This is a genomic window from Streptomyces sp. NBC_00466 (assembly GCF_041433995.1).
Taxonomy (GTDB): domain Bacteria; phylum Actinomycetota; class Actinomycetes; order Streptomycetales; family Streptomycetaceae; genus Streptomyces.
Map to the genome: position 1 here is coordinate 5,017,443 of NZ_CP107896.1, position 19,769 is coordinate 5,037,211.

The following is a 19,769-nucleotide window of genomic DNA, read 5'->3' on the forward strand; positions in this document are numbered from 1 at the left end:
TTGATCCGGGCCGGCTGACCCCGACCCGCTAGTCCACCTCCACCACGGCCTGCGCGAACTGCGCCGCGTAGAGCCGCGCATACGCCCCGTCCGCGGCCAGCAGCTCCTCGTGCGACCCCTGCTCCACGATCGCCCCGTTCTCCATCACCAGAATCACATCCGCGTCCCGGATCGTGGAGAGCCGGTGCGCGATGACGAAGCTGGTGCGGCCGTGCGCCAGCCGGGCCATCGCCTGCTGGATCAGCACCTCGGTACGGGTGTCGACGGAGCTGGTCGCCTCGTCGAGCACCAGGATCACCGGGTCGGAGAGGAAGGCCCGCGCGATCGTGATCAGCTGCTTCTCGCCCGCGCTCACCCCCGTACCCTCGTCGTCGATGACCGTTTCGTACCCCTCGGGGAGGGTGCGGATGAACCGGTCGGCGTGGGCCGCCCGGGCGGCTTCCTCGACCTCCTCGCGGGTGACGGCACGCGACGAGCCGTACGCGATGTTCTCCGCGATCGTGCCGCCGAACAGCCAGGTGTCCTGGAGCACCATGCCTATCCCGGAGCGCAGTTCCTCCCGCGTCATGCTGGCGATGTCGGTCCCGTCGAGCGTGATCCGCCCGCCGGTCACCTCGTAGAACCGCATGAGCAGGTTGACGAGTGTCGTCTTGCCCGCGCCGGTCGGTCCGACGATCGCGACCGTGTGCCCCGGTTCGACCGAGAGCGACAGATCGTCGATGAGCGGCTTGTCGGCCTCGTACCGGAAGGCGACCTTCTCCAGCGAGATGCTGCCGCGCACGGCCACCGGACGGTCGGCGACACGGGCACCGGGCACCGCGTCGGACACCGCGTCGGATTTCGTACCGGAGGAGTCGGCGTCGGGCGCCTGCTCCTCCGCGTCGAGCAGTTCGAAGATCCGCTCGGCGGACGCCACACCCGACTGCACCAGGTTCGCCATCGATGCGACCTGGGTCAGCGGCTGCGAGAACTGCCGCGAGTACTGGATGAAGGCCTGCACATCACCGATCGACAGCGAACCGGAAGCGACCCGCAGCCCGCCGATGACCGCCACCAGCACGTAGTTGATGTTGGAGACGAACATCATCAGCGGCTGCATGATGCCGCTGTTGAACTGGGCCTTGAACCCCGCCTCGTACAGCGCGTCGTTCTGCTCGCGGAAGGCCTCGGCCGACTCCGCCTGCCGCCCGAAGATCTTGACCAGGGCGTGCCCGGTGTACATCTCCTCGATATGGGCGTTGAGCTTGCCGGTGACCTTCCACTGCTGTACGAACTGCGGCTGGGACCGCTTGCCGACGCGCGTGGCCACCAGCACCGACAGCGGTACGGTCACCAGCGCGACCAGCGCCAGGATCCAGGAGATCCAGAACATCATCGCCAGCACGCCGATGATGGTGAGCAGCGAGTTCATGAGCTGGCCCATGGTCTGCTGCATCGTCTGGCCGATGTTGTCGACGTCGTTCGTCGTCCGGCTGAGCACCTCACCGCGCTTCGCCCTGTCGAAGTACGACAGCGGCAGCCGCGAGAGCTTCGCCTGGATCTCCTCACGCATCCGGAACATGGCCTGGTTGATGATCCGGGCCGCGAGCCGGGTGGTGACGAGCATCAGCAGACCCGCGCAGCCGAAGGCCGCCAGCGCGAGCAGCAGGATCTCTCCCACCTGGGTGAAGTCGATGCCCTTGCCCGGCGTGAAGTCCACGCCGGAGAGCATGTCGGCCATCGCGCCCTGACCCCTGGCGTGCAGGCCCTTCAGGGCCTGTGCCTTGGTCGTGCCCGCGGGCAGGTGCCGGCCGATGATCCCGGCGAAGATCAGGTCGGTCGCCCGGCCGAGGATCTTCGGTCCGACGACCGAGAGCGCGACGCTGCCGACGACCGCCAGCAGCATCGTGAACAGCGCGGCACGGTCCTGTGCCAGCTGCCGCAGCAGCCGCTTGCCCGACCCCTTGAAGTCCATGGACTTCTGGGTCGGTCCTGCCATCATGCGTCCACCAGCACCGGACATCAGGCTGCCTCCGCCTCGGTCAGCTGGGAGAGCACGATCTCCCGGTATGTCTCATTTCCGTCCATCAGCTCGTGGTGCCGGCCGGTCCCGACGACCTGGCCCTCGTCCATGACGATGATCCGGTCCGCGTCGCGGATGGTCGAGACGCGCTGGGCGACGATCACCACGGTCGCCTGGGCGGTCTCACGCCGCAGTGCGGTCCGCAGCGCCGCGTCGGTCGCGTAGTCCAGCGCCGAGAACGAGTCGTCGAAAAGATAGATCTCCGGCCGCTGGACCAGCGTCCTGGCGATCGCCAGCCGCTGGCGCTGCCCGCCGGAGACATTGGTGCCGCCCTGGGCGATCGGCGCGTCCAGCCCGCCTTCGAGCTTCTCGACGAACCCCTTGGCCTGCGCCACATCCAGCGCGTGCCACAGCTCCTCGTCGGTCGCGTCCGGGTTCCCGTACCGCAGGTTCGTCGCGACGGTCCCGGAGAACAGATACGGCTTCTGCGGCACCAGGGACACGGTCTTCGCCAGCAGGACGGGGTCGAGCTCCCTTACGTCCTTGCCGTCCACCAGCACCTCGCCGCCCGTGGCGTCGAACAGCCGGGGTACGAGACCGAGCAGCGTCGACTTCCCGCTGCCGGTCGACCCGATCACCGCGGTCGTCTCACCGGGCAGCGCCTCCAGAGCGACCTCCCGCAGCACCGACGCCTCGGCGCCCGGGTACTTGAACCCGGCCCCGCGGATCTCCAGATGGCCGTGCCTGGTCAGCTCGGTGACGGGATTCACCGGCGGCACCACGCTGGAGTCGGTGGAGAGCACCTCCTGGATCCGCTCGGCGCAGACCTCCGCGCGCGGCACCATCATGAACATGAAGGTGGCCATCATCACGGACATCACGATCTGCATCAGATAGGAGAGGAACGCGGTGAGCGCCCCGATCTGCATCGCGCCGCTGTCGATCCGGTGCGCACCGAACCAGACCACCGCGATCGACGACACGTTCACCACGGTCATCACCGTCGGGAACATCAGGGCCATCAGCCGCGCGGTCCCCAGGGAGACATCGGTCAGGTCGGCGTTGGCGCCCTTGAAGCGCTCCTTCTCGTACGCGTCCTTCACGAAGGCGCGGATGACGCGGTTGCCGGTGATCTGCTCACGCAGCACCCGGTTCACCGTGTCGAGCCGGACCTGCATCTCCCGGAAGAGGGGCCGCATCCGCCGGACGATCAGGGAGACCAGTACGAGCATGACCGGGACGACCGCGATCAGTACGAGCGAGAGCGGGACGTCCTGGCCGAGCGCCAGCACGATGGCGCCCACGCACATGATCGGCGCCGAGGCCATCAGGGTGAACGACATCAGGACCAGCATCTGGATCTGCTGGACGTCATTGGTCGTCCGGGTGATGAGGGACGGGGCACCGAAGTGCCCGACCTCGCGGGCGGAGAAGGACTGCACCCGGTCGAAGACACCGGCACGGATGTCCCGGCCGAGTGCGGACGCGGTCCGGGCGCCGTAGTAGACGGCGCCCCCGTTGCAGATCACCTGAACCACGCTGATGGCGATCATGAGACCGCCGTAGCTCAGGATGTAACCCGAGTCGCCCTTGACGACACCGTTGTCAATGATGTCCGCGTTGAGCGTCGGCAGATAGAGGGTGGCGCAGGTCTGGAGCAGCTGAAGCAGCGCCAGCATGGCCATGGGTTTCTTGTACGGACGCAAATAGGTCCGCAGAAGTGTTATGAGCACTGCAGTCTCTCGGGTCGGCGGTCCGGCGGGGCTTCCGGTAGGGCAGGGCAGGGCAAAACAGGGACGGTGTCCGGCTGTCCCAGTTTCGGGCACCGCGCAGCCCGACACGAACCGTTTTCCTCAAACAGAGGTCAAGAAGACGACCGTCAGGCCGGCGTGCCGAACGCTCCGGGGTGGATCTGGTCACGCGTCGCCGCGTACTGCTTGCGCACCGCCTGCCCCACCGCGAGCCCGTCGCCCGGTTCGAGTACCTGCGCCGCCGCGCCCTGCCAGGCGGGCGGGGTCTGCGGATCCAGCGTGCCCTCGGAAACACCGAGTGCCCAGGCGGCCTGCCGGGCGGCACCGACCGCCGCGTAGTCGGCGGGCTGCGGGACGACGACCTGCGCCCCGAAGATGCCGGGGGCGGCGGCCTGGACGGCGGGCAGTTCGGCGGCGGCGCCCAGCAGGAACACCCGGCGCACCTCGACGCCGCGGTCCCGCAGCACGTCCATGGCGTCCGCCAGCGAGCAGAGCATGCCCTCGAAGGCCGCCCGCGCCACGTGTTCACGCTTCATCGACTCGCGGCGCAGCCCGGACAGCGTGCCCGCGGTGTGCGGCAGCTGCGGGGTGCGCTCACCCTCCAGATACGGCAGGAGCACCACCCCGGACGCGCCGGGAGTGGACGTCAGCGCGAGTGCCGACAGGGCCTCCAGGTCCTCAGCGCCGAGGAGTTCGGCGGTGCCGCGCAGCGCCCGTACGGCGTTGAGCGTGTGCACCACCGGCAGATGCATCCCGGTGGCGTCGGCGAACGAGGTGATCATCCCGGACGGGTCGGACAGCGCCTCGTGGTGCACGGCCATCACCGAACCCGACGCACCGAGCGACACGACCACGTCGCCGACCGAGACCCCCAGACCGAAAGCGGCGGCCATCGTCTCGCCGGTGCCCGCCGAGATCAGCAGCCCCTCGGGGGTGGTCCCCGCCGAGTCGGACGGGCCGAGCACCTCCGGCAGCGCGGCCGTGTGCCCGAGGGCCAGCTCCACCAGATCGGGGCGGTAGGCGCCGGTCGCCGCCGACCAGTAGCCGGTGCCCGACGCGGCGCCCCGGTCGGTGATCCGCCGGGCGGGCCGCCCGAGCAGCTGCCACACGAGCCAGTCGTGCGGCTGGAGCAGCGCGACGATCTTCGCGGCCGCCTCCGGCTCCTGCCGCGCCAGCCAGCGAAGCTTCGACACCGGCTGCGCGGCCTGCGGCACGGAGCCGACCGCCTCGGCCCACGCGGACCGGCCGCCGAGCGAATCGACCAGATCCGCCGCGGCGACCTGCGCCCGCTTGTCGTTGCCGACCAGCGCGGGCCGTACGAGATTGCCCTGCCGGTCCAGCGGCACCAGGCCATGCTGCTGGGCGGACACGCCAATGGCCTGCACACCTTCCAGCAGCCCGCCGGACGCCGCCTCACCGAGCGAGAGCAGCCAGCTCTGCGGATCGGTTTCGTACTTGCTGGCCTCATTGGCCCTGTTGGCTTCTTCGCCCGCACCATCCGTCTGTGGATGGGGCGCATACCCCTGGCGCAGCACGGCACCTGTGTCCGTGTCGCACACGACGATGCGCGTGAAGGCGGCTGAGCTGTCAAGACCGGCGACTATCCCCATACGGCCCGATTGTGCCGCACGCGGGGGACGTCAGGTGTTGGTGGTGCCCCAGTCGTCCTCGACAGCGCCGTTCCGATCCCGCAGCGACCGGACCCGGTGGGCCATCGCGTCGGGCATCCTGTCGCCCATCTTCTCGCTCACGGTGTGGAGCGCTTTGCCCGCGACATCCCGCCCGTTCTGCGCGGCGGCCTCGGCCGCGTTGCGTACGGCCGGGTTCTCCGCGACCTGACGGGCGGACTTCTTCAACTGCTCGTAACGCTCCCGACCGGCACGTGTGCCGATCACATAACCGAGAGCGAGTCCCACGACGAACGTCAGCTTGTACCGCATGGCTGCCTTCCCTTGTGCCGGTGCTGCCCGCCTACCCGGCCGGCACGTGATCACCCGGGGCGGAACCGATTGGCGGAGCACCCCCCTGCTTGCGCTAATGTATGTGTCGCAGCGAGCACACGCCCCCCGGGAACGGTTCCGGTGGGTACGTTCGGTGCACAGCAGCAATCCCCTGTAGCTCAATTGGCAGAGCAGCCGGCTGTTAACCGGCAGGTTACTGGTTCGAGTCCAGTCGGGGGAGCGCGGTCCCCTGTAGCTCAATTGGCAGAGCATTCGGCTGTTAACCGGAGGGTTACTGGTTCGAGTCCAGTCGGGGGAGCAAGACGGAAGAGGGCCCTCAGGGGCCCTTTTTCGTGCTGTTTTCCGCCGGGGTGGAACCGCCTCGTCCACGGTGCAGTCCTCATGGTCAGCGATGCCGACCATCCGAGGCAGGAGATTGTATGAGCGGCTATGCTGCGGCAGACGGCGCGCACACATGTACGCGCCACGCCGTAATGGGGCGGTAGCTCAGCCGGTTAGAGCAGCGGACTCATAATCCGTCGGCCGTGGGTTCGAGTCCCACCCGCCCCACCGCGAAGTTCCCCCAGCGAATCGTTTCTACCTGCGGGAACGTGAGAACGGGGGCCACCACACCAGTGTGGTGGCCCCCGTTCATTCGTTCAGACCAAGATCCAGGGGACGCACAGGGGACACGGAACCGGCCAGGGGACGGAAGCGCCCTCACGCCGTCTTCCGACGCCCGTTCGGACCCCGGCGGGCGGCCCGCGTGGCTGTCGGCGGCAGGCCCGTTGGCAGCGCCCGGCCATCCAGGCTCGCAGACTCGGAGCGGGCGACCGTGAAGCGCGTGAGCGAGAAGTCCGTCCACTGCTCCTCGGGACACCGGTCGTTGAGGTTCTCGACCCGGACCAGCTCCAGGTCGTTCGCGGCGCAGCGATCGCGCGTCCACTTCACGGCCGCGTTGGCGGCGTCGTCCTGTCCCCGGCCAGCGAGGGTGATCAGGCCGAGGAGACCGGTGCCTGGCTCCCGCTGTGTAGGTGTCGGAGGTGATCTGGCGTGAGGAGTGCCCCAGCTTCTCCTGGACGACCTTGATGTCGTGACCGGCGAGCAGGGCCAGGGTGGCGGCGAGGTGACGAAGGGCGTGCAGGCGGACCGCCGGCAGACCGGAGAGCTCCACCAGGAGGGCGAAGCGTCGGGATATCCAGTCGGGGTGCAGCTCCTCACCGTTCTCGTGCGTCCACACCCGGCCGCTCTCGATGTACGCGGTGCCCGACTCTTGGCGCATCCGGTCCTGCGTCGACCCCGCGGATGCGGGGATGGCCAGCCGCTTCCGTGCTCGGTGCCGCCGGGCGGTGAGCGGGCGGATGCCCAGCTCACGGACCTGGCCGCGCTAGATGTTGTGGTCGTAACCGCGGTCGGCGTAGAGGACGTCGGGGCGCTGACGGGTGAACCCCAGCACGGCCCGCAGCAGCGGCAGGCCGTCCTTCGTGGGCTGGTGGGCCCAGCGCGTCAGCAGGGCTTGACGTACCAGACCCAGGTCCAATCGGCCACATCATCCCAGTCGTACGCGCCGGGGTCGGTCCAACGTGTCACGTGATCGCTGGACTTGAACTGCGCTTGGGTGCCGGTGGTCTGATTGTTGACCCAGGAGCCGTTACCCATCCACGAAATGTACTGCTCAACGCAGTTGTACATGTCGAAGACCGTGCCGGTGTAGTTCGTGCCAGTGAAGGCGCAGAAGTGGCCATAGTCGCACCTGTACTGAGCCGACTTCGTGGAGGTGGGCGTTGCGGAGTTGCTGGCGTACTTGGCTCCCGGGAGAGGCAGGACCAGGGTGCCGGCCGGAACCTGGATCCTGTTGGCGGCGACCTGCGTGCCGCCCACCGTGCTCAGGTAGTGGTCGACCTGCCTCTGGAGCGTTGCCGCCTCCTTGGTGTTCAGCCCGAAGGCCTTGGCCTGGCTTGCGTAGCGGCTGGTTGCCGCCGGACTGTGATGGCTCGCCGCCTCTGCCGTCCCCACTCCGGCGGTCGCCCAGATAAGACTGGCAGCGGTGGCCAGGCTTACCGCAACGCGACGAAGAACCCTCGTTCTGGGAAGCATGAACCCCTTCTTCCGTTCGTCTGTGGCCCCTGGTCGGGGGGGCCGGTGTACGAGAGCCTGGCGTGCTCAATGTCCTATTCACAAGGCTGGTACGTACAAGTACGTATGCCTATGCGCTCGCTCCAGTGCTCCGAGCTCGCGCTCCGGACAGCAGTTGCGCCCCCACCAGTCACCCGGCGGGGGCGAGGTCCTTCCACCAAGGCGGCGCACACCGGCGGCGGTCTAGCTATGGCGTACACGAGGTCCCAGACAACGCGGACATGGTGGCGTGGGCGATCGGCGACATCCGGGCCTGGGTGACCGGGCGTCCAGAGCGTGGTGACCTGGCGCTGTGGCCGCTGGAGCTGTCCATGCCGCTGGCGCGGCTGCGCTACACGCACGCCCTGCTGCTGGTGCACGGCGAATTTTCGCGGGGCGCTGCGGAGCTGGAGGGCCGTGGTCCATGCGTACCTTTGCGTACGCGCCCGCCCGGGCATGCTGCGAGGGGGCAGGGGCAGGGGCCGGGCGGGACGAACTCATGCGGTGGGGCGGGATGGAAAGCGATGACGGACGCAGTATCGGCGCGCCACGACGCGCGCCTGCTCGACTTCGTCTCCGAGGTACTGGGCAGCCGCGCCCCGGACACCCTGTGGACCCGGGTCGCCGCGGAGATCATGGACGCGCTGCCCGGTATGGCAGTGCTGTGCAAGGACGACGAGTGGACCGAGGTTTCGGGCCGGGTGTCCGCGTGGCCGGTCTCGCGGCTGCCGACGGCGGAACAGCTGGGCTGCATCCGGAGCGGTCGGCCCTTCACCGACGAGGGGCGGGTGATCCCCGGGGACCGGCTCCTGGTCGCCAGCTAGATCGCTGGCGACGGTGCGTGGTGCGGCAGTGAGACGTTCAACGTGACACGGGCGCTGTTCGGTACGAGGGACGTGATCGCGCTGCGGCTCGACAAAGGCTCCCTCGGTCCGGTGCGCGGTCTGCTGGGCCTGGGAGGTACGGAGCAGGAGCGGGCGTACCTGACCCGGATGCGGCCGTTGCTGTGCGGCATGGAGCGGCACGCGAGCCTACTGCGGCGCTGCGTGGCGGCACCCGCGGTGCGGGCAGGGACGGACGAGTACAGGCTGACGGCACGGCAGACAACCGTGCTCGTGCTTCTGGCGGAGGCGCTGCCCGCGGAGGCGATCGGCCGGCGGCTGGGGATCTCCGTGCGCACGGTGCACAAGCACGTTGAGAACATCTACCGCAAGCTCCACACCCGGGACCGCCTGGAGACGGTACTCGTCGCCCAAGACTCCGGCCTGCTGCCGACACCAGGTGAGGGAACGGAGTTCCCCCGAGCGCCCCATGCATCTGGGGCGGTGGGGGTCTCCACGGCCGACGGCCCCGACCAGGGTAAGTACTCCGTCTGGAGACCGAGCCGGCCGATGATGCCGCTGCCCGGGAACCGTTCGAGACCGGTCGGCTCTTCACGCCGCGGGTCGACCGCTACGGGCAGATCCCGGCCCGCACCAACCGCTACTCGGTCCCGATCCGGTTGATCGGCAAACGTGTGCGGGTCGTCCTGCACGCTTCCCATCTGGTGGTTTACGACCAGGACGTGGAAGTGGCCCGGCACGAGCGACTGATCGCGAAGGGCGCGGTTCGTCTGGACCTGGACCACTACCTGGAAGTCCTGGTCCGCAAGCCCGGCGCCTTCCCCGGCTCAACCGCTCTCGAACAGGCCCGTTCGGCAGGCAGGTTTACGGCCTCGGGGCCGCCGAAGACGTTCCGGCGCCGGAGCTGCCAGTCATCCTCGACATGCCGGGCAAGGTCGCCGAGTTCCTGCGCGCCGCCGAGCTGGACGATGTCGAGCGGACCGCGCTCGACCAGGGGGTGACCGTGCGGCGCGGCCAGGGCTACACCCTGCGCGTCAGCGCCGTCCCCGCCGTGCACCGCCAGCTCCTCGCCCGCTGCCAGCCGCTCGACGGCAACCAGGGCCTCCCCTCGGTCCCGGCCCAGCGCAAGGCCCGCCGAGAGTACGAGAACCGCGTCAGCGCACTCACACCCTGACCATGATCGTTCTCACCGGGATTTCCTGTACGCCAACTACTCAGACCCGGTGTCCTTGCGGATCTGCTCTGCTGCGCGGGCATCGTCGGCGTCCATCGACTCCGCCTCCTGCAGCACCCGGTCCACGCTCCCGGCCGGGATGACCACACCCCCGGACGCGTCCGCGTAGACCAGGTCGCCGGGGACGATGCAGACACCGGCGCATTCCACCGCGATGTTCGCGGCGTACGGCATGACGGAGGAGCCGCCCCAGTGCGTCGCCTCTCCCCGGCACCAGGCGGCGACTTCGTTGGCGCGCAGCTCGCCGAAGTCACGCAGGCGGCCGTCCGCGAGGACGCCGGCCATGCGGTGGGTCGCCACCCGCAGGAGTTTGGTGCCCCCGCCGTGGGAGACGTCGGGGCTGCCGCCGCTGGAGAGGACCAGCACGCGCCCGTCGGGCGAGGTGCCGACGGCCTGGTCGAAATAGAAGCCGAAGTCCCGCTCGCTCTCTGGCAGATCGTCGCGGTAGGGCATGTAGGCGATGGTCACCGCGGGCCCGCACACCGGCGTGTCCGGGCTGGGGCTGGTCATGGCCAGCATGTGCGCGCGGTGGCTGTGCACGCGCCCCATGGCGTCGACCAGGGCGGCGCATCCCAGTTGTGCCAGGCGGTCGGTGAGCTCCTGTTTCCCGGTGTGGCTCATCTCGTACTCCTCGCGCGTGCGTGGGCCGGTGCGCCGGCTAGCGGTGTTCCGGGTTGTCGTTCTCCGAGCGGCATCCCGCCTCCCACGCGGTGCGCTGGTTGCCGTAGGCGGGGATGCCGCCCGCCCGGTTCAGCATCGCGGCCATGTGCAGCAGGTTGTGCGTCATGAAGGAGACGTTGCGGTTGGTGAAGTCGTTGTCCGGGCCGCCTGAGCCGGGGTCGAGGTAGGAGGGGCCGGGGCCGGCCTCGCCGATCCAGCCGGCGTCGGCCTGCGGCGGGATCGTGTAGCCGATGTGCTGCAGGCTGTAGAGGACGTTCATGGCGCAGTGCTTGGCGCCGTCCTCGTTCCCGGTGATCAGGCACCCGGCCACCTTGCCGTAGTAGGCGTACTGCCCCTTCTCGTTCAACTGCGAGGAGCAGGCGTACAGGCGTTCGATGACCTTCTTCATCTCCGAGGAGTTGTCGCCGAGCCAGATCGGACCGCACAGGACGAGGATGTCGGCGCTCATGACCTTCTGCGAGAGGGCCGGCCATTCGTCGCGGTCCCAGCCGTGCTCCGTCATGTCGGGCCAGACGCCGGTGGCCACCTCGTGATCGACCAGCCGGATGACCTCGCTGGTCACGCCGTGCGCGTCCATCACCTCGCGGCTGCGGTCGATGAGACCGCCGGTGTGGCTCACCGCGGGCGAGCGCTTCAGGGTCGCGTTGACGAACAGTGCTCGCAGGCCCTCGAATCCCGCCGTTGCGCTCTGCACCTCGGACAAATGGACTCCGCCTCGCTTCTGATCCGGCGCCCGGCTCAGGCCGCCGGACGGCTGTGGGCATCCTGCGCGGGCTACACGGACTGCACCCGGCGGGCGTAGTCCCAGGCGCGGTTCTGCTCGGCAGCCCAGCGCTGGGGATCGACTTCCAGGCTCGGCCTGTCCCAGTGGCCGTGCTCCGCGGCAGCCTCGTACGTGCTGTGCAGGAAGTGTCCCAGAACCCGGTCCGGGTCGTCGGAACGACGCACCGCCTCATACGGCAGCAGGAACTGCCCGTTGTCCTGGCTGTAGTAGGCGGCCTGCGGCTTGACCTCCGCGTCGGCGTAGCCATCGGGCTCGGGGTAGGCGTAGGAGTAGAAGGCGCCCTCCTCGCCGCCGCCGGGCCAGAAGCCGCAGCTGCTCAGCTCGCGCGAGTAGCTTTCGACCATCACCCAGTCACCGCAGTTCGGTGCGCCGCCGGGGTGCTTGGGCGCCGAGCGGCCCGAGAACCTCGTGCACGCCAGATCGAGCGAACCCCAGAAGAAGTGCACCGGGCTCACCTTGCCCTGGAAGTGGGACCGGAACTGCATGAACCCCCGGTGGGCCTGCATCAGCTGCCGCCAGAACAGGTGGGTCGCCCGGGGATCGTAGGTGTGGTGCGTGTGGTCCTCGGAGAACTGCAGGGCCTGCTCGACCTCGTTGGGGTGGTCCTGGATGACGGTGTCGATCCCGAGGTCGTGCAGGCAGCGCATGGTGCGGTCGTGGAACTCCGCGACCGGCATGGGGGCCAGCGCGAACTCGCGGTGGCTGCCCCCGCTGGCGCGGAGGATCAGCTTGTGGTCCACGAAGTCGAACTCGATGTCGAACATGCCGTCCGCGTAGTCGATGCCGGACGTGGACAGACCCCTCGGCGTGACGTAGAGGGAGACGGCCCACCAGTGGTTGACGAGCGGTGTGTGGGACAGGCGGATCTTCCCGACGATCTGCGTCCACATGTGCAGCGTCTCGCGGGTGTCCGTCCAGTCATCCACGCGCAAGGCAGGCCAGTTGTTGGCACTTCCGAAGTCGCTGAAATTCATGCTGGATCCTTCCGCACTGAGTGCGGAACACCGCGACGTCGGCGAACCGCACGTCTTTTCATGCTGTGACATCGCAATTCCCCCGTCAACGGCCCGCAGCAGCCTCTTTCCGAGAACCGGACTCTTCCGCTGCCGAACGCGGCACCGCATGCGCACACGAATGCACGGGGTGTATTTGCGGCTGGTCCCGGAATGCGTGCACGACCCGCGCGGGCATACGCTCGAAACGTGGTCCGCGCTGCCCGAAGGCCTTATACGGCCGGTGCTCCGCCTTGACCCCACAGGTCCCCTGCAGGCAGCGAGCGCCAGGTCATAAACCGTCGCCAGCATCTGCCCGACACCTGATGCGGGATACCCGCATTAGGTGGCCGGGCAGCTTCTCAGGAGAGTCCGGAAGGACGCAGATCATGTCCGACATGCAGTTCGGCATATTCACCGTCGGCGACGTCACCCCGGACCCGACAACGAATCACGAACCGACTGAGAACGAACGCATCCTCGCCACCGTGGAGATCGCCAAAAAGGTGGAAGAGGTGGGTCTGGACGTCTTCGCCACCGGCGAGCACCACAACCCGCCATTCGTGCCGTCCTCACCGACCACGCTTCTTGGCTACATCGCAGCGATCACCGAGCGGATCGTCCTGTCCACCTCCACCACACTGATCACCACCAACGACCCCGTGAAGATCGCTGAGGACTTCAGCGTCCTGCAGCACCTGTCCAACGGGCGCACCGACGTCATGCTGGGCCGCGGAAACACCGGCCCGGTGTACCCGTGGTTCGGCCAGGACATCCGCGAAGCCATCCCGCTGACCGTGGAGCACTACGGCCTGCTGCGCCGGCTGTGGCGCGAGGAAGTGGTCGACTGGGAAGGGAAATTCCGGGGCCCGCTCCAGGGCTTCACCCTGGCACCCCGGCCCCTGGACGGACTGCCGCCGTTCGTCTGGCACGGCTCGATCCGTACCCCCGAGGTCGCCGAACTGGCCGCCTTCCACGGCGACGGGTTCTTCGCCAACCACATCTTCTGGCCCGCCTCGCACACCGCGCGCATGGTCGAGCTCTACCGCAGCCGCTTCGAGCACTACGGGCACGGGCCCCCCTCCCAGGTCATCGTCGGCCTCGGCGGCCAGGTCTTCATGCGCCCCAAGAGCCAGGACGCCGTGAACGAATTCCGGCCCTACTTCGACAACGCCCCCGTCTACGGCCACGGGCCCTCCCTGGAGGACTTCACCACCCTGACACCGTTGACCGTCGGCTCACCGGCGCAGGTGATCGAGCGCACCCTCGGCTTCCGCGAGTACGCCGGCGACTACCAGCGTCAGCTCTTCCTCATCGACCACGCCGGCCTCCCCCTGAAGACCGTCCTGGAACAGCTCGACATCCTCGGGGAGGATGTCGTCCCCGTCCTCCGCAAGGAATTCGCCGTCGGGCGGCCCGCTGACGTCCCCGCGGCCCCCACCCACCAGTCCCGACTGCAGGCCCTGGAGCTGGAGGACACCGGCCCTCCGGACGAAGCCCAGGACACATGAGGAGGTCAGCGATGCTGATCCGGATGACCGTCATCAGCGGCGGACTGCGCATGCCCTCGTCCACGCGGCTCCTGGGCGACCGGCTCGAAGCCGAGGTGCAAAACCAGCTCGCCAGGCTGGGCCACCAGGCGGAGAGCACGTTCGTCGAACTCCGCCCGCTCGGACACGCGATCATGGACGCCATGTTCACCGGCAGCCCCCCGAGCCCCCTCGAGGAAGCCGTAGAACAGGTCGCCGACGCGGACGCGGTCATCGCCGTCACACCGGCCTTCAACGTGTCCTTCAGCGGCCTGTTCAAGTCCTTCTTCGACGTCCTGCCCGAGGAGACGCTCTCGGACATGCCCGTCCTCATCGCAGCCACCGGCGGCACCGAACGGCACTCGCTGGTCCTGGAACACGCGCTGCGCCCGATGTTCTCCTACCTCCACGCGATCGTCTCCCCCCGCGGCGTCTACGCCGCCACCGACGACTTCGGATCAGCCGGCGCAACCGGCGAAGACCGGCTGGCCACCAGGATCACCGGGGCCGCATCGGACTTCGCGCGCCTCATCCAGGCCTGCGGCCCCCATCAGCGCCGCGACGCCTTCAACGAAGAGCTCCGGTCCATGGAGCAGCTCCTGGGCGGCCAGTAGGAAGCCACTCCCAGCGCCGGGTGGGACCGATCGTTTGCCGGAGGCCGACTCGTTCACCGTGCTGGATCGGGCACGCGAGGGTCGGGGGCCGGGGGCGGGGATCAGGCGCGTCAGGTCGACGCCGGGATTCAGGTCGGCTGCGATGGTCAGCAGCCGCATCGGCTGAGGGCCCAGCCCCGTCACCCTCGTCCGGCGCGGGGCGCTGCCGGGCGCAGCGGGGCCAGGGTGGTGTAGTCGATCTCACCCTGCGGGCTGATCCGTGCGCGGGTGCCGTCGACCGTGGTCGTGATGTTCATGCTGGGGGTTGAGGAACAGCCGACCTCGTCGTCGGTGACCGCGGCGAGCGGGAGCCCCTCGCCCAGGTGCTCGGCGGTCTTCCCGACTGAGTGTGCTGGACCACGATGCCCGGCGGGACGCGTTGGATGACCGCCTCGTCGGCGCCTGGGTCCGCAGGGTCCGGCCGATTGGCGGTGCCTTGCGGGGAGTCAGGTGGTCTGCATCTCCCACTGCTGGGAGTTGCCACCTGAACACGGGACGAGTTTGACGAGGTGCTTGGCGTCCGGCCCTTCGCCGAGACAGGTGTTGGTCACGTTGTTGACCAGCTGGAACCCGACGGTCGTGGGGGCCAGGACCCACAGGGCTGCCGGGTCGCTGGACAGGCACGGCTTCATCGTGGCCGCACCATTGCGGGCCACCAGGCAGAGCCGGTCGCCCGCGTTCTGCCGCATGGCGGAGAGCTGGAAGGCCTCATTGTTGATCAGCCAGGTTTGGTAGCCGCCGCCGTTGCAGTCGGTCGCGTAGGGCCCGTAGTCGGCCCGGTAGTCCAGGCAGTGGCCCGTGGCCTTGTTCTTGAAGTGCACGTAGACCGATGCCGCGTTCGCCGTCGTCGCACTCAGGCCCCACGCCAGCACAGCGGCCGCGCTCACCGCGATAGCCCTCTTCAGCAACGCCGTCTCCCTCGACCTCGTCCCGTACTCCCGCTGACGCTGAACAGTAAAGCGCCTATGCCGGCCGCCGGGTGGGTCAACGGCGGATTCGGGGGCTTTCGAGTCAGCTTTCTGCATGTCGGGTCAGAAGGCAGTCAGGAGCCGGGCATTCGAACGGAACCTGTCCGGCGGTCCGTGAGCGTTTGTCGATGAGTTTTAGGTTCTGGCACAGATTTTGGGGAGCCGTCGCGGAGGGCCACCGCACGTCGTCGTCGTCCTGGACTCCGTCATCAACGCCACCACCTCGCTCGACTACCAGCACTGGGTGATGACCACCGTCAACGCCTTGTGCGCTGCCGACGGAGTGGTGTGCCTCGGCACTCGGAGCCTCGCCCTCGATCAGCACTGCCTGCGCAGCTTCGGCCAGCCCGACCGCCCCGCGTAGACACGCACCGCCGGCATCAGACCCTCGAACTCCCGCAAGACAATGCGCCGCTGGCAACCGAGTTGTCGTGCGCGGAGTGGACGTCAGTGCGGCGCAGTGTTGTGTCGGTAGGCAAGCCGGCTGGGTGCAGTCTCTGTGTGGCTGTGTTGTTGGGAGGCTCCACGCCCCTCCTCCTTGCTGAAACGGCATGAGGCTTTGCTGTGCTGGCGCGGGGGTCGCAAGGTGGCGGTATGAGTGAGAACGAGCTGTTGCGCGCGGATGGTCAGGTGTGGGATGTCGTGGTGATCGGGGGTGGAGCGGCTGGTCTGTCGGCTGCTCTGACCTTGGCTCGGGTGCGCCGGTCGGTCGTGGTCATCGATGCGGGTGAGCCCCGCAACGCTCCGGCTGCGGATGTCGGTGTGCACGGGGTTCTGGGGCGTGAGGGCATTTCTCCGCTGGAGTTGCTGCGGCTGGGGCGGGCGGAAGTCGCCTCGTACGGGGGGCGGGTCGTCTCGGGTCGAGTGGCGCGGGTGCATCGGGACGGTGCGGAGTTCTCGGTGGTGACCGAGGACGGGCAGCGGGTGCCGGCTCGGCGTGTTCTGGTGGCGACGGGGCTGGTGGACGAGCTGCCGGAGGTGCCGGGCCTGGCTGAGCGGTGGGGGCGCGATGTCATGCACTGCGTGTACTGCCACGGCTGGGAGGTCCGTGACCGGGCGATCGGGGTCCTCGGCAGCTTCCATCAGGCGTTGCTGTTCCGGCAGCTCTCGCGGGACGTCACGCTGTTCCGGGACACCGGGACAGGGCTCATGGAGGAGCAGTGGGAGCAACTGGCGGCTCTGGGCGTCGGTGTGGTGGAGGGTGAGATCGGCGGTCTGGAGATTGACGGCCAGGACCGGCTGGCGGCGGTGCGTCTGACCTCGGGCGTGGTGGTGCCGGTACGGGAGCTGGTGGTCGCGCCGCGCTTCGTGGCGCGGGCCGGATTCCTCGACGGGCTCGGCCTCACGGTGCGGGAGCACCCGATGGGGTTCGGCGAGCAAGTGGCGGTGGACGCCTCCGGCTTCACCGGAGTCGAGGGGGTGTGGGCGGCCGGAAACGTCAGTGATGTGCTGGCGGGTGTACCGGCCGCGGCGGCGGCCGGCGTCACCGCGGCCGCGGCGATCAACATGGATCTGCTGACGGCCGGCGCCCGCAGGGCTGCCGCGTCCCGCGAGTACGGCGGGGTGTTCGGCGGGTCGGTGGAAGCCGAGGTGTCGCGGCGTGTGCTGGGCACGCGCGTCCACGGTCCGGAGTCCCGGTCCGACCGCGGCTGAGGCCCGCGGGGTGCCTGTTCAGGTGGTGCGGGCCTTGAGGTGGGCCCGCTCTCCCTGGGGCCCGAACAGGACGAGGAGTTCCACGGTCCGCTCGTCGTCGGGGCCGAGCCAGTGCGGGACGTGGGTGTCGAATTCGGCCGCCTCGCCGGACTTGAGGGCCACGGTCTTCTCGCCCAGGACCAGCCGGAGCCGGCCGGCCAGGACGTAGACCCATTCGAAGCCGTCGTGGGTCTTGAGCTCCGGTTGTGTTCCGGGGCTGGGCGGGATCAGCAGTTTGTGGGCCTGCGCGCCGCCGGGGCGGCTGAGCGGCACATACGTGATGCCGTCCCGGACGACGGGCTTCAGATGGATGCGCGGGTCTCCGGTGCGGGGTGCGCCGACGAGTTCGTCCAGGGGCACCGCGTAGAGCTCGGCGAGAGGCAGCAGCATTTCCAGGGTCGGCTTGCGGGTTCCGCCTTCGAGGCGCGAGAGCGTGCTCTCGTTGATCCCTGTCTCCTCGGCGAGCCCGGCCAGAGTCAGCCCGCGTCGGCGGCGCAGCTCCCGCAGTCGTGGCCCGACGGCCTCCAGTCTGTCCTGCTTCGCTTTGTCCATACCCACCACCATGCTGAAACGGCATGGAGCTTTGCAACTCCCGCAGCAGCAGACGCATGGGCGTCACAGCAGGCCTCAAGTGACTGTTCCGTACGAGACGTCCGACGACAGGTCGATGGAACTTCCCGACGAACTGCTCCGCGGGACGAGCGACGTACACGTCCACAGCGGACCCTGGCTCAAGTCGTGCCCCGGCCGTCTGGACCCGTTCCAGATCGCCGAACAGGCCAAGGCCGCCGGCATGAAGTCGCTCGTCTACTACGACCACACCATGGGCATCAGCAACGGCACGTCGATGCTGGTGAGCAGGCAGATCCCCGGGATCCGGATCTTCGGCGGCATCATCATGACCACCGTCCTCGGCGGCCTGAACCCACGCGCCGTGAAGACCGCGCTGCACTACGGGGCCGGGGCCAAGTTCGTGCACTTCGGCGCGCACTGCACCCACTTCATGGCCAGCCACGAGGGCAGTTACGTCGACGGCAAGCCGGTTCCGTTCAAGGACCAGTATCCGAAGTTCGCCGATGAGGAACTGTCGCGGTCGATCCGTATCCCGCTGGAGGGTCCGGTTCCCGGCGACCTCGCGGAGATTCTGGGGCTGATCGCCGAGCGGCCCGACGTCCACCTCAACACCGGGCACCTGTCGGTCGATGAGGCCTTCCGCCTGGTGGACCTCGCCATCGAGGCCGGGATCAGGAAGATCGTCGTGGCGCACCCCTGCCGGGGACGCATGACGACCGAGCAGCAGATGCAGCTGGCGGCCAAGGGTGTGTTCCTTGAGGGCGCGGCGTCCGACTGGATGTTCCACCGCGGTCTGCCGAGGACCAACTACTACGTCGAGCGCGAGTGGGCGGACGAGATCGCCGGTATCGCCAACTCGCCCGAGTTCAGCGGCATCATGCCGTGGGCCAGGCAGATCAGGGAGATCGGTATCGAGCACTTCATCCTCGGCACGGACTACGGCATCCGGTCCGGTCCGACGCCGGTCGAGGGGATGCGCACCCTCATCAGCTCGCTCCTCGATCTTGAGTTCAAGCCCGAGGAGATCACCACCATGATCAAGGGAAACCCGGGACGCCTGCTCGACGTCGAGCCGTAACCCGCGCCGCGGCCCGGAGGCCGGGCCGGGCTCCTCGCCCGTGCCGGGCCCGGCCTCCCGGCCGCGCGACCGGACATCATGGGACGCGCACGTCCGGCGGACGCCTGAGCGCGCTCGGGCGCACAACGAAAGGGCCCAGCCGTTGTCCCAGCTTTTGCCGTACACCGGAACCCGGACCGTTGTCCTCGTCAACCCCAACACGAACCGGGGCACGACATCGATGATGGCCGAGCTGGCGCGGAAGCACCTGACGCCTGCGGGGCTGGCGGTCGAGAGCCTCACCGCCGGGCACGGCCCCTCGATGATCGTCGACCCGGTCACCCTCAAGGAGTCCGCGCGGCATGTCGTCGACGTGGTGCGAAGTCGGCTCGCCGAGCCGTGCGCCGCACCGGTCGCCGCGGTGATCATCGCCGCCATAGGGGACCCGGCGCGCGAACAGCTCGCGGCCGAGCTGGACATCCCCGTCATCGGGATCGGCCAGGCGTCGATCGTCACGGCCGCCGCAGGAGGCCGCCGCTTCGGGATGGCCACCAGCACCTCGTGCCTCGTCGGGTCCCTGACGGAACTCGTCGGGCGGCACGGCGCGTCGGACACCTTCACCGGAGTGCGGCTCACGCCATCGGACCCGCTCGTCCTCGCCGCCTCCGCCGAACAGCAGTACCGGGAACTGGCCGCGGCGGTGCGGGCCTGTGTCGAACAGGACGGGGCCGAAGCCGTCATCATCGCGGGCGGCCCGCTGAGCCGGACTGCCCGCAGGCTGGCCGCGCTCGGCCTGGTCGAGATCGTCGAACCCGTCCCCAGCGCGGGCACCCTCGTCATCGACGCACTCCGTGCGGCCGTGCGGGAAGGCTCCCCGGGCTGACCTCCGGTCGTGGCCTGGCGCTGACGGGGCGGCCAGGCACAGACTGGCATCCCACCCGGTCCTTCGGAATCGA

The 19,769-nt window shown here is 68.8% G+C and carries 22 protein-coding genes and 3 tRNA genes; 13 read left to right on the forward strand and 12 right to left on the reverse strand.

All coding sequences use genetic code 11. The annotated features are described in order from the left end of the window. Nucleotides 1–28 precede the first annotated feature (28 nt). From OG210_RS22540 to OG210_RS22555, 4 genes are all read right to left on the reverse strand, one after another. A complete protein-coding gene (locus OG210_RS22540) occupies nt 29–2,002 on the reverse strand; it encodes an ABC transporter ATP-binding protein (RefSeq protein WP_328326306.1) in 1,974 nt (657 codons plus the stop codon). Continuing rightward, nucleotides 2,002–3,735 (reverse strand): ABC transporter ATP-binding protein, encoded by a 1,734-nt coding sequence (locus tag OG210_RS22545; protein ID WP_328326304.1) that lies wholly within the window; start codon nt 3,733–3,735, stop codon nt 2,002–2,004. The genes OG210_RS22540 and OG210_RS22545 overlap by 1 nt, the downstream gene beginning before the upstream one ends. Nucleotides 3,736–3,881: 146 nt before the next feature. Further along, entirely contained in the window at nt 3,882–5,363 is a 1,482-nt protein-coding gene (locus OG210_RS22550) for an FGGY family carbohydrate kinase (protein WP_328326302.1), read from the reverse strand. A 30-nt stretch (nt 5,364–5,393) separates the two neighbouring features. Then, nucleotides 5,394–5,693 (reverse strand): YtxH domain-containing protein, encoded by a 300-nt coding sequence (locus OG210_RS22555; protein WP_164258730.1) that lies wholly within the window; start codon nt 5,691–5,693, stop codon nt 5,394–5,396. A 168-nt stretch (nt 5,694–5,861) separates the two neighbouring features. Between OG210_RS22555 and OG210_RS22560 the strand changes: the two genes are divergently transcribed. From OG210_RS22560 to OG210_RS22570, 3 genes are all read left to right on the forward strand, one after another. Next, nucleotides 5,862–5,934: transfer RNA gene (locus tag OG210_RS22560), tRNA-Asn, on the forward strand. Between the two features lie 5 nt (nt 5,935–5,939). Next, nucleotides 5,940–6,012 (forward strand) — tRNA-Asn (locus tag OG210_RS22565). A gap of 177 nt (nt 6,013–6,189) precedes the next feature. After that, nucleotides 6,190–6,263 (forward strand) — tRNA-Ile (locus OG210_RS22570). Here OG210_RS22570 and OG210_RS22575 read toward each other — a convergent pair. The 3 genes from OG210_RS22575 to OG210_RS22585 form a co-directional block, all read right to left on the reverse strand. Then, nucleotides 6,223–6,975: a tyrosine-type recombinase/integrase gene (locus tag OG210_RS22575; protein ID WP_371540439.1), complete on the reverse strand. Its 753-nt coding sequence runs from the start codon at nt 6,973–6,975 to the stop codon at nt 6,223–6,225. The two genes, OG210_RS22570 and OG210_RS22575, sit on opposite strands and share 41 nt — an antisense overlap. A gap of 105 nt (nt 6,976–7,080) precedes the next feature. After that, a complete protein-coding gene (locus OG210_RS22580) occupies nt 7,081–7,233 on the reverse strand; it encodes a hypothetical protein (RefSeq protein WP_371538485.1) in 153 nt (50 codons plus the stop codon). Then, nucleotides 7,200–7,790 (reverse strand): peptidase inhibitor family I36 protein, encoded by a 591-nt coding sequence (locus OG210_RS22585; protein WP_328326297.1) that lies wholly within the window; start codon nt 7,788–7,790, stop codon nt 7,200–7,202. The genes OG210_RS22580 and OG210_RS22585 overlap by 34 nt, the downstream gene beginning before the upstream one ends. Nucleotides 7,791–8,332: 542 nt before the next feature. Between OG210_RS22585 and OG210_RS22590 the strand changes: the two genes are divergently transcribed. The 4 genes from OG210_RS22590 (at nt 8,333) to OG210_RS22605 (ending at nt 9,824) form a co-directional block, all read left to right on the forward strand. Beyond that, nucleotides 8,333–8,632 (forward strand): hypothetical protein, encoded by a 300-nt coding sequence (locus tag OG210_RS22590; RefSeq protein WP_328326295.1) that lies wholly within the window; start codon nt 8,333–8,335, stop codon nt 8,630–8,632. Nucleotides 8,633–8,821: 189 nt separating this feature from the next. Further along, nucleotides 8,822–9,313 carry a response regulator transcription factor gene (locus tag OG210_RS22595; RefSeq protein WP_371540442.1) on the forward strand — a complete coding sequence of 164 codons (492 nt, stop codon included), beginning with the start codon at nt 8,822–8,824 and terminating at the stop codon, nt 9,311–9,313. After that, nucleotides 9,271–9,651, forward strand: a complete 381-nt coding sequence (locus OG210_RS22600) for a hypothetical protein (RefSeq protein ID WP_371540446.1) — start codon at nt 9,271–9,273, stop codon at nt 9,649–9,651. The genes OG210_RS22595 and OG210_RS22600 overlap by 43 nt, the downstream gene beginning before the upstream one ends. After that, nucleotides 9,573–9,824, forward strand: coding sequence for a hypothetical protein (locus OG210_RS22605; protein ID WP_328326293.1), 252 nt, complete (start codon nt 9,573–9,575; stop codon nt 9,822–9,824). Before OG210_RS22600 ends, OG210_RS22605 begins: the two co-directional genes overlap by 79 nt. 36 nt (nt 9,825–9,860) lie before the next feature. Here OG210_RS22605 and OG210_RS22610 read toward each other — a convergent pair whose 3' ends face one another. The 3 genes from OG210_RS22610 to OG210_RS22620 all read right to left on the reverse strand — a co-directional run bounded on the left by OG210_RS22610 (nt 9,861) and on the right by OG210_RS22620 (nt 12,323). Beyond that, nucleotides 9,861–10,505, reverse strand: coding sequence for an RraA family protein (locus tag OG210_RS22610; RefSeq protein WP_328326290.1), 645 nt, complete (start codon nt 10,503–10,505; stop codon nt 9,861–9,863). Between the two features lie 37 nt (nt 10,506–10,542). Continuing rightward, a complete protein-coding gene (locus tag OG210_RS22615; protein ID WP_328326288.1) occupies nt 10,543–11,268 on the reverse strand; it encodes a flavodoxin family protein in 726 nt (241 codons plus the stop codon). A gap of 71 nt (nt 11,269–11,339) precedes the next feature. Beyond that, the gene (locus tag OG210_RS22620; RefSeq protein ID WP_328326286.1) at nt 11,340–12,323 is read right to left on the reverse strand and encodes a DUF5996 family protein; all 984 of its coding nucleotides are present in this window, start codon (nt 12,321–12,323) and stop codon (nt 11,340–11,342) included. Between the two features lie 416 nt (nt 12,324–12,739). On the opposite strand from OG210_RS22620, the gene OG210_RS22625 reads away from it, so the two are divergent. Both OG210_RS22625 and OG210_RS22630 read left to right on the forward strand, forming a co-directional pair. Continuing rightward, nucleotides 12,740–13,852: an LLM class flavin-dependent oxidoreductase gene (locus OG210_RS22625; RefSeq protein WP_328335408.1), complete on the forward strand. Its 1,113-nt coding sequence runs from the start codon at nt 12,740–12,742 to the stop codon at nt 13,850–13,852. Nucleotides 13,853–13,863: 11 nt separating this feature from the next. After that, nucleotides 13,864–14,484, forward strand: coding sequence for a CE1759 family FMN reductase (locus tag OG210_RS22630; RefSeq protein WP_328326284.1), 621 nt, complete (start codon nt 13,864–13,866; stop codon nt 14,482–14,484). 485 nt (nt 14,485–14,969) lie between these two features. On the opposite strand, the gene OG210_RS22635 is transcribed toward OG210_RS22630, so the two are convergent. After that, nucleotides 14,970–15,431 (reverse strand): ricin-type beta-trefoil lectin domain protein, encoded by a 462-nt coding sequence (locus OG210_RS22635; protein WP_328326282.1) that lies wholly within the window; start codon nt 15,429–15,431, stop codon nt 14,970–14,972. 214 nt (nt 15,432–15,645) lie between these two features. Here OG210_RS22635 and OG210_RS22640 point away from each other — a divergent pair, with 214 nt between their 5' ends. Both OG210_RS22640 and OG210_RS22645 read left to right on the forward strand, forming a co-directional pair. After that, nucleotides 15,646–15,855 carry a hypothetical protein gene (locus OG210_RS22640; protein ID WP_328326280.1) on the forward strand — a complete coding sequence of 70 codons (210 nt, stop codon included), beginning with the start codon at nt 15,646–15,648 and terminating at the stop codon, nt 15,853–15,855. A gap of 230 nt (nt 15,856–16,085) precedes the next feature. Further along, on the forward strand, nt 16,086–17,144 hold the full coding sequence (locus OG210_RS22645) for an NAD(P)/FAD-dependent oxidoreductase (protein ID WP_328326278.1): 1,059 nt from the start codon (nt 16,086–16,088) through the stop codon (nt 17,142–17,144). A gap of 18 nt (nt 17,145–17,162) precedes the next feature. Here the strand turns inward: OG210_RS22645 and OG210_RS22650 are convergent, their stop codons facing one another. Next, a complete protein-coding gene (locus tag OG210_RS22650) occupies nt 17,163–17,735 on the reverse strand; it encodes an XRE family transcriptional regulator (RefSeq protein WP_328326276.1) in 573 nt (190 codons plus the stop codon). A 79-nt stretch (nt 17,736–17,814) separates the two neighbouring features. Between OG210_RS22650 and OG210_RS22655 the strand changes: the two genes are divergently transcribed. Then, nucleotides 17,815–18,834, forward strand: a complete 1,020-nt coding sequence (locus tag OG210_RS22655; RefSeq protein ID WP_328326274.1) for a DUF6282 family protein — start codon at nt 17,815–17,817, stop codon at nt 18,832–18,834. Between the two features lie 142 nt (nt 18,835–18,976). Next, nucleotides 18,977–19,696, forward strand: a complete 720-nt coding sequence (locus tag OG210_RS22660) for an aspartate/glutamate racemase family protein (RefSeq protein WP_328326272.1) — start codon at nt 18,977–18,979, stop codon at nt 19,694–19,696. The last annotated feature ends 73 nt before the right edge of the window (nt 19,697–19,769 follow it).

Bases quoted from the DNA above. Each gene is read 5' to 3' on its own strand.
- OG210_RS22590 (WP_328326295.1), top strand. From the start codon at position 8,333: ATGACGGACGCAGTATCGGCGCGCCACGACGCGCGCCTGCTCGACTTC.
- OG210_RS22550 (WP_328326302.1), bottom strand. From the start codon at position 5,363: ATGGGGATAGTCGCCGGTCTTGACAGCTCAGCCGCCTTCACGCGCATC.
- OG210_RS22555 (WP_164258730.1), bottom strand. From the start codon at position 5,693: ATGCGGTACAAGCTGACGTTCGTCGTGGGACTCGCTCTCGGTTATGTG.
- OG210_RS22650 (WP_328326276.1), bottom strand. From the start codon at position 17,735: ATGGACAAAGCGAAGCAGGACAGACTGGAGGCCGTCGGGCCACGACTG.
- OG210_RS22605 (WP_328326293.1), top strand. From the start codon at position 9,573: ATGCCGGGCAAGGTCGCCGAGTTCCTGCGCGCCGCCGAGCTGGACGAT.
- OG210_RS22625 (WP_328335408.1), top strand. From the start codon at position 12,740: ATGCAGTTCGGCATATTCACCGTCGGCGACGTCACCCCGGACCCGACA.
- OG210_RS22610 (WP_328326290.1), bottom strand. From the start codon at position 10,505: ATGAGCCACACCGGGAAACAGGAGCTCACCGACCGCCTGGCACAACTG.
- OG210_RS22645 (WP_328326278.1), top strand. From the start codon at position 16,086: ATGAGTGAGAACGAGCTGTTGCGCGCGGATGGTCAGGTGTGGGATGTC.
- OG210_RS22620 (WP_328326286.1), bottom strand. From the start codon at position 12,323: ATGAATTTCAGCGACTTCGGAAGTGCCAACAACTGGCCTGCCTTGCGC.
- OG210_RS22595 (WP_371540442.1), top strand. From the start codon at position 8,822: ATGGAGCGGCACGCGAGCCTACTGCGGCGCTGCGTGGCGGCACCCGCG.
- OG210_RS22585 (WP_328326297.1), bottom strand. From the start codon at position 7,790: ATGCTTCCCAGAACGAGGGTTCTTCGTCGCGTTGCGGTAAGCCTGGCC.
- OG210_RS22575 (WP_371540439.1), bottom strand. From the start codon at position 6,975: ATGCGCCAAGAGTCGGGCACCGCGTACATCGAGAGCGGCCGGGTGTGG.
- OG210_RS22630 (WP_328326284.1), top strand. From the start codon at position 13,864: ATGCTGATCCGGATGACCGTCATCAGCGGCGGACTGCGCATGCCCTCG.
- OG210_RS22540 (WP_328326306.1), bottom strand. From the start codon at position 2,002: ATGTCCGGTGCTGGTGGACGCATGATGGCAGGACCGACCCAGAAGTCC.